This is a genomic window from Bradyrhizobium sp. BRP20, from assembly GCF_020194215.1.
Lineage (GTDB): Bacteria > Pseudomonadota > Alphaproteobacteria > Rhizobiales > Xanthobacteraceae > Bradyrhizobium > Bradyrhizobium yuanmingense.
The window spans coordinates 1-11,876 of record NZ_JADYVY010000042.1; the positions used below are offsets into that span (position 1 = coordinate 1).

The 11,876-nt window shown below is 60.6% G+C and carries 7 protein-coding genes and 4 pseudogenes; 4 read left to right on the forward strand and 7 right to left on the reverse strand.

Annotated features, from left to right (window positions below; translation table 11 throughout):
- Positions 1-114: pseudogene (locus I6F33_RS37235) on the forward strand (IS5/IS1182 family transposase); the annotation flags it as partial.
- A 208-nt stretch (positions 115-322) separates the two neighbouring features.
- Here the strand turns inward: I6F33_RS37235 and I6F33_RS38735 are convergent.
- From I6F33_RS38735 to I6F33_RS37265, 6 genes and pseudogenes are all read right to left on the reverse strand, one after another.
- Positions 323-553 carry a DUF3141 domain-containing protein gene (locus tag I6F33_RS38735; RefSeq protein ID WP_225145744.1) on the reverse strand — a complete coding sequence of 77 codons (231 nt, stop codon included), beginning with the start codon at positions 551-553 and terminating at the stop codon, positions 323-325.
- A 1,099-nt stretch (positions 554-1,652) separates the two neighbouring features.
- A pseudogene (locus tag I6F33_RS37245) lies at positions 1,653-1,892 on the reverse strand (nickel/cobalt efflux protein RcnA); the annotation flags it as partial.
- 198 nt (positions 1,893-2,090) lie between these two features.
- Positions 2,091-3,374, reverse strand: coding sequence for a cystathionine gamma-synthase family protein (locus I6F33_RS37250; protein ID WP_225145745.1), 1,284 nt, complete (start codon positions 3,372-3,374; stop codon positions 2,091-2,093).
- 64 nt (positions 3,375-3,438) lie between these two features.
- Positions 3,439-3,789 (reverse strand): hypothetical protein, encoded by a 351-nt coding sequence (locus tag I6F33_RS37255; RefSeq protein ID WP_225145749.1) that lies wholly within the window; start codon positions 3,787-3,789, stop codon positions 3,439-3,441.
- A 471-nt stretch (positions 3,790-4,260) separates the two neighbouring features.
- Positions 4,261-4,560 (reverse strand): hypothetical protein, encoded by a 300-nt coding sequence (locus tag I6F33_RS37260; RefSeq protein ID WP_225145746.1) that lies wholly within the window; start codon positions 4,558-4,560, stop codon positions 4,261-4,263.
- Between the two features lie 82 nt (positions 4,561-4,642).
- A pseudogene (locus I6F33_RS37265) lies at positions 4,643-5,069 on the reverse strand (Ku protein); the annotation flags it as partial.
- A gap of 644 nt (positions 5,070-5,713) precedes the next feature.
- Here I6F33_RS37265 and I6F33_RS37270 point away from each other — a divergent pair.
- The gene (locus tag I6F33_RS37270) at positions 5,714-6,082 is read left to right on the forward strand and encodes a hypothetical protein (protein WP_225145747.1); all 369 of its coding nucleotides are present in this window, start codon (positions 5,714-5,716) and stop codon (positions 6,080-6,082) included.
- A gap of 829 nt (positions 6,083-6,911) precedes the next feature.
- On the opposite strand, the gene I6F33_RS37275 is transcribed toward I6F33_RS37270, so the two are convergent.
- The gene (locus I6F33_RS37275; RefSeq protein ID WP_225128634.1) at positions 6,912-7,712 is read right to left on the reverse strand and encodes a glycosyl hydrolase; all 801 of its coding nucleotides are present in this window, start codon (positions 7,710-7,712) and stop codon (positions 6,912-6,914) included.
- 1,110 nt (positions 7,713-8,822) lie between these two features.
- Here I6F33_RS37275 and I6F33_RS37280 point away from each other — a divergent pair.
- Together I6F33_RS37280 and I6F33_RS37285 are read left to right on the forward strand one after the other, a co-directional pair.
- Positions 8,823-9,776, forward strand: coding sequence for an ArdC family protein (locus I6F33_RS37280; RefSeq protein ID WP_225145748.1), 954 nt, complete (start codon positions 8,823-8,825; stop codon positions 9,774-9,776).
- A 59-nt stretch (positions 9,777-9,835) separates the two neighbouring features.
- Positions 9,836-11,876 (forward strand): annotated as a pseudogene (locus I6F33_RS37285) (ParB/RepB/Spo0J family partition protein); the annotation flags it as partial.

The window sequence follows — 11,876 nt, forward strand, 5'->3', positions numbered from 1 at the left end:
TGTTTCTGCCGCCTCAAGGATTTCAGGCGTGTCGCAACTCGCTACGACAAACTAGCCAGGAACTTCTTGGCTGCCGTCCATCTCGCCGCCATCGTTGCCTATTGGATCAATTGAGTCCGAGCCCTAGCTCCTCTGGCAGTGGACGAGTCGCGTCCCTTGTGATGCTGAACATGATATTTATGGCTTGGCAGTTAAGAAACGCGCTGCCCTGCTCGTCGCCCCGGTGGTAAAGCGGCGCATCAACGGAATGCCTTTGACTTCGTGTATTGCTGCAATCCTCCTGCTTGTTCTACTCTATCATGTGAACTCAACCTTCACATCGCTAGCGGATTCTCAGGCCAGCCGAGATTTGTCGGGGCGAGTAGGGGGGCCGCCCAGCCACTTTGGCGACTGCCGATGACGGCCGCGAGAGGGCGTGCGGATGGCGGCGCATGACTTTCCGAACGATGGCCGCTTCCGCGTGGGTAACACACGAGGGATGCTGGTCCTGCTCTGTCTCACGCTGGAAGCGCACCAAGTACACGGGATGACCTTTCGCGCAATGCAAGTCCACCTCTCGCCGGCTTTGTGGCCGCCGAAGCCCGGACTGGGTTCCGCTCGTGCACAGGCGGCGGCCGTAGCCGACGGGGCATTTTCAGCCGGAATGACGTGCATTAATACGTACTTGCGGTCCTTCCGCGTCTGTCTCCTAGTCGTGGAATAGAATGGGCGGACAGCCTGCCGCCTCATGTTCGGGGAAGGCTTCGCCAAGCTCGCGGAGAACATCCGCGCGCTGCGTCACGCAGGTATCCCGTCCGTGCAGCAACAGGGCGCCTGCAACAAGTCGCGGGTCTTGCGGCTCGTTTCGATGCGGAGCGCGTTTTCGTACGATCGCTGTCGCTGCTGTCGATCAGGTTGGCACCAGTCGTGTGCACTCCACGACAACATATTCCGGAATGCTGTCCAGCGAGGAATTGCCGACGGCCCGATAATGCCAACGGGCGATCGAAGCGCTCATCCCTTCTGGAGTAAAGAGTCGGAATTCGGTGGAGGAACTCGCCCGGACGTCAACAGCGGAAATCAATGGGGCCGCGAGACGATGCAGTCCCGCGGCCTCGCCACCGGAATTTAGTGAAAAGACAGTTTAAGTATGAAATCCCTCAGCCGGTGTTCTTACAGGAAAACACCCTGTTCCGACACTTGACAATCCGGACGGCTACTGGGAAACGCGTGCAACCGCAGACCAATGCGGCCGCGAGATCGATGAAGAAGCCGGCTAAAATTTGACGGTTCGCCTGTCCTATTCGCCTGTCATAACGGTTGCCAAGCGTCGAAAGAGTGTGCAGCGAGCAGAGCAGCGCTCCTATTGCGCTATTCGTAGTCGTCGGCTTCGTGCAGGAATGGTGATCCTGCGGGTGCCGTTTGAGCGTATCATTGCTGTTGCGCTGATTGCACGATGTTCGTGCATAACTGCCGGTTGCCGAGGCCCGCTTCAGCGTCATACGGCTTCCGTTCGCTTAAACCATTTCCTCGGTAAGCCAATGTAGTAGCCGCGCCTGATCTCGACCTGCAACTGCACGCTACCGCGAAGGCGATCTCCGATAGGTTCCAGCAACCGCCTTCCGTAGGACGGACGCGGGTGCCGGTCAGATCATCAGTTAGTGCCAACCCGATCAACCCCTGTAGAGGCCGACAAGCACGATCTGGCGGCGGAGAACGTCTGGCGCACGGTGCGCGAAGCGGCTGAAGACGCTCCAATGGCGCTCGAGCCGGCGAAGGCTGAGGGGGGCGGCGACGCCGGCCGAAACCATCGTGATTGCAAGGAAGCAGAGGACCATAACTGAGTCGAGGCTGAACTGCTCCAACCAGATGCAAAGCAGGAGCACGGTGATCGCGGTCGGGCACGGGATCAGGCGGCAATTGGGAGTTGGTTTCGTCGTTGGCCCACGGGTCGCGCCGTCTCCAAATGGCTCGAAGCCGAGTGAGATGACGGGCCTGCCGGCGATTCCCTGCTGAACGCATCCAGCAAGGGCTATTGCGCAGAGTAGCGAGGCTGCCGCGGCGATCATGTCGGCATGCCGCGCGCGTCCAATCCGCTTTGATCCCCCCGCTCAAGCCGCATTCAGCGCCTGGGCGAGGTCCGCGATCAGATCCGACGGGTTCTCGATCCCGATCGACAGCCGGATGGTGGAATCGAGCACGCCGATCTTTTGGCGGATGTCGGCGGGAACGCCGGAATGGGTCATGGTCGCGGGCAGGCTCGCGAGCGACTCGGTGCCGCCGAGGCTCACCGCCAGCTTGAGGATTTGCAGCGCATTGAGGAATTTCACCGCCGCCTCCTTCCCGCCGACGATGTCGAACGAGAAGGTCGATCCCGCGCCCAGGCATTGTCTCGCGAACACCCGCCCCGAGGGCGAGGCCTGCTCGTGATGGCCGAGATAATGAACCCTGGCGACCTTGGGGTGGTCGCGCAGATAGCTCGCGACCAGGCGCGCATTCGCATCGGCCTTTTCCATGCGCAGGCTCAGCGTCTCCAATGAGCGGTTGATCATCCAGCACGAATGCGGATCGAGCTGGGTGCCGATGGCGCCGCGCAGCGCCTTGATGCCCTTCATGATCGCCTTCGATCCGAGTGCGGCGCCCGCGATCAGGTCGGAGTGGCCGCCGACATACTTCGTCAGCGAATACAGCGACAGGTCCGCGCCGTGCTCGATCGGCCGCTGAAACACCGGGCCGAGCAGCGTGTTGTCGCAGGCGATGATCGGCGTGTGTCCCTGGGCCTTGCCGACGGAATCGGCGATGCGGCGGATCATCGCGATGTCGACGAGGCCGTTGGTCGGATTGGCCGGGGTCTCGATCAGGATCATCGAAACCCGCCCCCTCCCCGTCGCCTCCTCCGCGGCCTGCCTGACGGAGGCCTCATCGATGCCGTCGGCAAAGCCGACCGCGCCGATCGACAGGCGCGCCAGCGTGTTCGTCAGCAGCGTTTCCGTGCCGCCATAGAGCGGCTGGGAGTGCAGGATGACGTCGCCGGGCCGGACGAAGGCGAGGATCGTGGTCGCGATCGCCGCCATGCCCGAGGAGAACAGCGCACAGCTCTCGGTGCGCTCGTAGACCGCGAGCCTGTCCTCGACGATCTCGCTGTTGGGGTGGTTGAAGCGCGAATAGACCAGGCCCGCGCCCATGCCTTCTGGCGGCTCACGCCGGCCGGCGACGTAATCGAAGAAGTCCTGGCCGTCTTCGGCGGTCTTGAATACGAAGGTCGAGGTCAGGAACACCGGCGGCTTGATGGCGCCTTCCGACAATTGCGGATCATAGCCATAGGTCAGCATCAGGGTTTCCGGATGCAGCATATGGTTGCCGATATGGATCTTCGACGGGAACGGTTTTACCATGGCTGCCTCGCTGTTCTGATGCTCGCCGCGCGTTGCGGGCCGAATCGGTGGTACCCCGCGGTGGTCACGAAATCGAGCCTGTATGCAGGTTCGTCAGCACCTGCTCCGGCAGCGGATCTCCAGACATGCTCAAATGCGTCAGTAGGTTCTCGGGTAGGCTGGTTAGCTGGCTATGGTTAGCGAGGAGGAGCACGAGCCCGGGCGGGAGCGCCTCAGGTAAGCTGGTTAGCTGGTTGCCCCTAACGGCGAAAGTATGGAGCATAGCGGGGAAGCCCTCCGGCAGACTCGTCAATTGATTGTCGCTGAGCTCGAGATATTGGAGCGAATCAGGGTGGATCTCCGCTCCTGCCCCCTTTTGTTCGTCTGAAGAGATCCCATCGGCGCGCAGAATCTGTCCTGCCTCAAAAGGATCCATTCCATACTCCCTTGCCAGGACTGTGTAGACTTAGTCCACCCGATACGTTGTAACCTCTGAAGCACTTACCTGTCGGTAAGCTGACGAAGAAGCTATCGCCAGGTGGCGACCATAGGAGTTGGAAACGCGGTGATCGTTGCGCCTGCCCGAAGCTGCTCGACCATTTCAGCACGACCATCATATGACAGGGACGTATCCGCGTGGAGGCGTCTGATTTCCACCTCGCCGTCCCACCGTCCCACCGCCGCCTTGCTCTGCGCGGCCGTCCCCTGTCGCTGCCTGAACTGTTCGGCTGCCCGCGCCGCACACATCGCGCGCTGGCTCTCGGCGGACGCAGTGGGACGGAGTGCTCACAGTCTATGACGTGGCAGATTCAGCTCATGCGGAGGATGACGTAGACCAGAGGGTTGAAAATTGGGCTGCCGAACGGGACGTGGGCCCGCTCGAATTCGAGAAGAAGCCCTAACGCGATTAAATCTCTCCGAGAGAGAGCAACATCTCGATCTCGGATCGTTGTCGGTGTCGACGCTTCAAATTCAGGCTGATGACGTATCCCAGCGGATCGTCACCGTAATAGTTGCGCGTCGGGCAATCGGCGCCGGTCTCGACGGCGGCGCGATAGCGATTGCGGCCGTCGAGGATATTTCTCTTGAACACGCCGACTGCTTCGCGCACGCCGTTTTCGCTGACGTCGGACAAGAACTCGGCATAGGCGTCGCCCTCGATCCGCGCGAAAATGGCAGCGATGGGATCCGGCTCAAGCTGGGTCATGCCGCCAACCTAATGAGCGGTTGTGCTAGCGCTCTGGGAGCCCGAATTCGTGGCCGCCGCCCTGCAGAGGGGCAAGTCCTTGACGGATCTCGTCGAAGCATTCCAGCTCGCTGCGCACGCCATAGGGTAGCGCAGCAGAGTGCCGACAAGGCCTTTGTCCATCGGCTCGAGCGCAATGATATGCTCGCGGTCGGTCAGCACCACCCGGCCGATGGCGACCTTGTCCATCTCTCGAATGGTCTCGCGGATCACGGCCAAGGCGTCGTGGCCGACCTTGCCGTCCGGGCGCTGGCAGTAGGGGCGGATCAGGTAGCGGGGATCGATGTCGGGCCGGTCGACGAACTCGTCGATCTCGATGGTACGTGTCGATTCGAGCGCGATCTCCTCGAGCTCCTCTTTCGAGACCTAGATGTACTGACCCTTCTCGAGCTCGTAGCCCCGACGATGTCTTCGTTCGGTACCTCGTTGTCGGTGTCGGCGTCGACCTTCACGTACTTGATGCGGTGTCCCGGTCTGGCGGTTGAAGGCGATACTGTGTTTTCCCAAAAAGGCCAGGCCTTCTTCCTCAGCTCGCGAGGCTGCCGTCTGTCGGCGACCGGCCTGCAGAGCGCCAGCAAAGATTGCGTGAGCCAGCCACCACGTATGATTCCACGGCGCGGCCAAAATGAATGCGAGCGACGATAGCCGACCCATACGCTACTCAGAAGGAGGCAATCCGCGCCGCGGTCGATGCCGTCCAAGCGAACGGAAAGGCAGGGCACGACGCTTAGGTTCTCGTTCAAAGGGAGAACCACCAATTTAGAATCGAGTGGACACATGGCCACGACCCATACCCCACCAGCCGGCTAATCGCGGACCACACGAGATCGGCCGACCAATCCTGGTAGGTGCCTTGCAGTCCTTCTCCGCGATAATTGGCAGCACCCTTTGGGAGTTCAGCCTCTCGGGGGCCGAGGTGGCCAGCCTTGCTAACTCCGAGGGCGACGGCTGGTGGTAGGGACAGTGCTTTCGGGGGCGCGAGCGCCGAATCACCCCTGCGCTGGCCGTTTTTCGGAGCGGTAAGCCGCTTGAAGTCCCCGCCTTTCCGCTGAATCTTCACCAACGGTGCGAGCTGGAATCACTGCTTCCAACCACAGTCCAAAGGAAACCTGATATGATCCCTATTGAGCAGTCCTTTATTCGAGCGATAACGTTGCTTGACGGACCAAAACCGACCGAGCAACGGCCTGAAATCGTCGCCCACCTGGATACTATTGTAGACTATGCACGTGACGATGCCGAGGAGCGCCTAGCCCATAGTTTCAAAGCGATGGCCCTGAACCACCTCGACAGTATCGGTCGAGATACGTCGACTATTGTTAAGGAAAAAATGGAGCTGGCTCTGATCGCCACTGAAAAATTGATTATAGCTATCGTCGAGCGCAACTGGCGGGGAATAAGATCCGAGCGATGTCCATGCAGGAACGTTGCAACTAGGCAATACGCCGGCCGCTGGTCGCGATCAGATAAGCATGACCGATGACGACCTCCACCAAAGACATGCACGCAGCGCAGCCCGACGGGAATATAGTGCACTGCGTAAGGCTGCGCTGGTGAGGAGGCGGCTAAGCAGCGAGCGCAGCAATTAGCCGAGACCAACACGGTCGAACTTGGCAGCTCACTTGCAAGATTGCGAGCTATCCGTCGCGCGCGAACTGAGGCGCTTAGTTTGTGCAATTCTCGCCCTTACCCTTTGCCATGGCGTTTGTCCCTCACAGATACGATCCCGTTCGCCCGGCGCCGGCGCGTTCAGGTCTTCCTGGTAAAACTTCACCGCAGTTTAGCAATGCTCCATGCCTCATACTCGGATCGGCGGCTCTGACGCGTTCGTCTCAAATGTAATAAGTCGGCCCCGATTTCTGCGAAACGATAATAGGTCAAGTCATCGCCTCCGACATTGCGCAATGGGAGCCGGAGGCCGAAGCCTCAGGCGTCGCCGCGGATTGATCGCATGGCGTCACCTGCTGCAAAGGTGACCGTCGGCGACACGCTGAAGGGAGGATGGATCCTCTCGTTCTATGCGATGAGGGGAACGCCGGCCCCCCACGGGTGGCGCGCGCCGAAGGCGGAACGGGGCAGTGATGGCGATCGCCGAGAGGCGAGCCCCTTTCCCGAGTGCCGCTACCGGGCGCCCCGATTTACGGGCTTCGATGTTCGACGAAGAAGTCTTTTAACGCGGCAGTTAGGAGCTGGGGCAGCTTGTCAAGCGCATTGCTAGGCATTGCTTCAGTCTCCGCAGCCCATGCGCATGGAATTTAAATCCCGATCGTCGGCCCGGCGGCGTCGGGACCGAGGCGAACAGAACTGGATCTTCACTTTGAGGTCACGGTCCAGTTATTGAACTTGAAGTCCATTCCGCCTGGGGACGAGGTGATCTCGACGCCGTATTGGACGCTACCGACGTTTATGTCGCCGAAGTAGCCTTTCGACTTGATCCACTCTAGGATGCCCTTGATGTCCACTGTCCCGCTATTGCTCTTCGAAGTGGGCACCAGCGAGATGACGTTGTGACCATTGTTCCCTTGAAACACGTTCCAGGTCGTCCCTCCCACCTCGACGTTAGTGTAGACCGGGATCGCCGCCCCGGAGGGATCCTGCCGATAATGATAAGAAATCGGCTTAACGTTGCCGCTACCGTCCGAGTTTCCGGTGTAGTTTGTCCAGATCATGATCTCATGCTGGTTTGAACTGTCCCAAATATCATAGGCGGTGTCCCAAGCGCCGCTGTTAGGAACGTCCTGATTGAAGGTCGAGCTCAAGGTGTTGATTGCACTGAGCGGCTTCCCGATATGGACGGCCTCATGCGGATAGCTCTTGATGCCACCAGTTCGAGGCTGGTTCGACCACACGCTCCACCGGTTCGGTCCATACACTGAAATGGTCTGAGGCCCGGCACCACTGCCCCACACATCGTTGTTCCAGGAGTAGCCATCGCGTGCAAAGTTCCCGTATGGAGCGCTCGAACTCCAAATCGGGGGCTTTGCCGGTACAGCGGCGAGCGGCCGCCCGACGTCGTTTACAGCTTGTCTGAAAAGCTCATGATCCTCCTGTGAGCGGGCGTACCCCGTTGGGAACTCTGGCAAGCCGGCACCGTTTATCCGATTGGAATCCATTATGCTCTCCCTTGCTCCTATGAGAACAAACCCTCTTCGGTTGGCCCTTAAAGATCGGCTTCGAATTCTAGGACGGTTGGCTTTCGAGAAGCTGACTAGTGCGAGAGTGCACGGTGCGCGCCTGTCCGCTACTTTTCCAACCCACGCATGTGGCGCAACAAGGATGCCCTCGCCCTTTCGGTAGGGAGGGTACGTCCACCGATACCCGCACCGTCGCCGTATTCAAGGACGGCCGGGGCTCAGCGCGCCTTGATCTCCAGTGCCCATTGGGCACGGCGAAGCGTCAATCCACATGGTGCGCCGATCACCGCGCTCGGGGAGTGGAACTAGCGCGGTTTGGCGACTCACGTTACCCATCATTTTAAGCCCCTCACTACGCAATGGGAATGAAATGGTTGCAGCTACCCGTGAACCGCCGGCCTCTGGTTACGCACTCGAAGTGGATGGCCGACTCAAAGCCGAATTTGCAACCAGAGACGGCGCCAGGGCAGGTGGAGAAGAACTAAAGAAACGTTTTCCCATGCTTCAAATCAGGATCTATGACGCGCAGACGCCTGCGCGCGAGGAAATCTAGATCTTCAGGCTAGCGGATTTTTCCGCTTTGCGCGTGCGGCTTCCGCCGCACCGGGCTCTCGTGAACCGAGCCGCTTTGCGTCTCGGCCATCCGGCTTCGATCCCTCGCGCAAGGCCTGGGGAGTTCCTCGCCGGGGGCACTCGGGAAAGCGGCTCGCCTACGGCGATCGCTATCACTGCCCCGTTCCCGGGTGCCGCTATTGAACCGGTCTCGTCGCTGCACTCGGACCCGCGTGCCCTTCGGGTCGCTATGCTCACGCTCTCCGGGTGCCTTTTGTGTCAAGGCGATGCGCCCTTGGCGCACGCCTGTGGGGCCTGCGGCCCTAAAGCACCTCGAGGCCATCCCGAAGAATGGAACGAAAGACGGAGCGCGTCTCAGATTTCGCATTCTGTCATTTGTGTGGGTGAGGAGCTCTCGCGAATCGCGCGGCCTCGATTTCGCCTGAAGAAGGTTAAAGTGAGAGTGCCGGCCGGGTTTTGCCGTGACGGGTTACAACCTGCGAGAGAGGCTCGCGGCGCCCGTCGCGGAGATCCGTTATGTCCAGACACTATCTTCGGGCACGCGCCGGCGAGGACCGAACCAGCCTTTATGACAAAATCACCAACAAAATTATCGGCGAGCTTGAAGCCGGCCGCGTCCCGTGGGTGCAGCCTTGGGGTTCGGCGGCGGCGGCGGCGTCATTGGCCATGCCGAAAAGCGCCGCCACTGGCCGTCAATACAGCGGCATCAACGTCCTAATCCTTTGGGGGGCTGCCACCGAACACGCATTCACCAGTCAGAGCTGGCTCACCTTCCGTCAGGCGCTCTCGCTCGGCGGTCACGTCCGCAAGGGCGAGCGCGGCACGAGCGTCGTCTATGCCGACCGCTTTGTGCCGGCCGACGAAAAGCGGCGCGCCAGCGAAACAGGTGACGAAGCGCAGGCCATCCCGTTCCTCAAGCGGTTCACGGTCTTCAATATCGATCAGTGCGAGGGCTTGCCTTCGGAGATCGCAACGACGCCACCTCCGCCGCCTGGCCTGATCGAGCCAAAGATTGAATACCTGATCAAGGCGACCGGGATCGACTTCCGCATTGGCGGCAACCGCGCCTTCTACATGCCGGCAGAAGATTATGTGCAGGTACCGCCACCACAAGCCTATTTCGAGCCGATCAACTGGCATCGGACGGCCTTTCACGAGCTGGCGCATGCTAGCGGCCATACATCGCGTCTGAATCGCGATTTGTCGGGAAGCTACGGAAGCAAGAAGTATGCCTTTGAGGAATTGATCGCGGAGATATCATCCGCATTCGGATGCGCCTCGCTCGGCATCGTGCCGACGGTGCGACATGCCGATTATATCGGCTCCTGGCTTGAGGTGCTGCGAGAGGACAATCGTGCTATTGTGCGAGCTGCCTCGCAAGCCAGCAAGGTTGCGGATTATCTCCTTGGGTTCTTGCCGGAGGAGGTTGGCGACATGACGACGGAGAGAGCGGAACAGGAGGCAGCGTGAGGGTCTCCTCGGCCACCGCGGGTAAGCGAGTGAGAGGGCAGGGTCGTTTTCGCGACGGGTTGAAGGCCGAGAGAGAGGCTCGCGGCTGCCCGTCGTGGAGACTCGACAGCACGAAGGCCGTCCAGAAGATCACCCTGTCGCCCTCACGCGACATTCCGTTCAACAAGCTGGTGCTGAGCCAATCCAATGTTCGCCATGTGAAGGTGGGCATTTCGATCGAGCAACTCGCCGAAAGCATCGCGGCGCGCACGCTCCTGCAGAGCCTCAACGTCCTTGCCGTCGTTGATGCCGAAAGGAACGAGACGGGCATGTTCGAAGTGCCTGCAGGCGGCAGGCGCTATCGCGCCCTCGAACTGCTTGTGAAACAAAAGCGCATGGCGGAGACGCAAGCGGTTCCGTGCGTTGTTCGGGACCAGGGTATCGCGGAAGATGACTCGCTTGCGGAGAATGACGAGCGAGTCGGCCTCCACCCCCTCGATCAGTTCCGCGCGTTCCAGCGCCTCCAGCAAGGTGGCATGAGCGAGGAAGACCGCTGCGTGGCATTTTGTGACGCCGGCCGTCGTGAAGCCGCGGCTTCGACTGGCCTCGGTTTCGAGCAAGCTGCACGAGATCTATGCCCATGACGGTATGACGCTCGAGCAACTGATGGCGTTCTCGGTGACAGCCGATCATGTTCGCCAGGAGCAAGTCTGGGAGCAGGTCAGTCGTTCGGGTTACGACGAGCCATACCAGATCCGGCGCTTGCTGACCGAACTAACGGTCCGTGCGTCCGATCGCCGCCCTCGGTTCGTGGGCCTCGAGGCTTACGAACAGGCAGGCGGCGGCGTTTTGCGTGATCTGTTCGAGCATGACGATGGCGGATATTTGCAGGACCTTGCCTTGTTGGACCGTCTTGTTACCGACAAGCTGAAGCTCGAGGCGGAAAGCATCGCAACCGAGGGTTGGAACTGGATCTCAGTGGCGGTCGATTTCCCCTACGGCCATACCAACGGCCTCCGCGAACTCGAGGGCAAACCTATGGATCTCACCCCGGAGGAGCAGGCCACCATCGACGCACCCAACGGCGAGCATACCAAGCTTGAATCGGATTATCAGGATGCCGACGAACAGCCCGATGAGGTCGACCAGCGGCTCGGCAAGATCGAAGCGGCACTGCTCGCATTCGAACACCGATCGATGATCTACGAGCCGGCCGAGATCGTCCGCGCTGGCGTCTTCGTCAGCATCGATTCCGAAGGGCGCCTGTCGGTGGATCGGGGCTATGTTCGGTCGGAGGACGACATGTCCGCGATCGATTCTGACGTCAGGCAGGGCACCGATGCGCAGCCGGTCGAGGGGAAGGAGGGTAGCTCCATTCAGCGCACGTCATCGCGGTCGCAAGTAGCGCTGCTGACACTGAAGAAGATGATGAGGACGCGGCCAAACCTTTGCCGGATCGGCTGATCACCGAGTTGACCGCACATCGTACACTGGCATTGCGCGATGCGCTGGCGGAAAATCCGGCGATCGCGTTCCAGGCGGTGCTGCACAATTTCGTGCTGACTGCCTTCTACGGGTTCTCGTCGACGGGGAGTCCCCTTGAGATCGGACTTCGCACGCCGACCTTCCCCGCTCAAGCCCCCGGCCTGAGGGAGAGCGCGTCCGCGAAGACCGTCGAGGCGCCGCCTGAGTCCTGGAAAGCACGGTTGCCGAAAGGCGAGAAGGACCTGTGGGATGCGCTCACAGCTCTCGACGGTGCCGCTCAGGCGTCCCTGTTCGCTCACTGTGCGTCATTTGCGGTCAACGCTCTCTACGAGCCAGCCAACCACTACGATCAGGGCCGTGTCTCCGCCCATAGTGTTCGCGCGCGTCTCGACCAGGCCAATGTGCTGGCGCGCGCGGTCGGGCTGGACATGGTGCAGGCCGGCTGGCGACCCACCGTCGACAACTATCTTGGCGGGGTCATCAAGCCTCGCATTCTGGAAGCCGTGCGAGAAGCAAGGGGAGAATCTTCCGCGCAGCTGATCGCCCACTTGAAGAAGGCCGACATGGCCAAAGAGGCCGAACGTCTTCTCGATGGTTCGGGCTGGTTGCCGGAACCGCTGCGTCTCGTCGATCCTC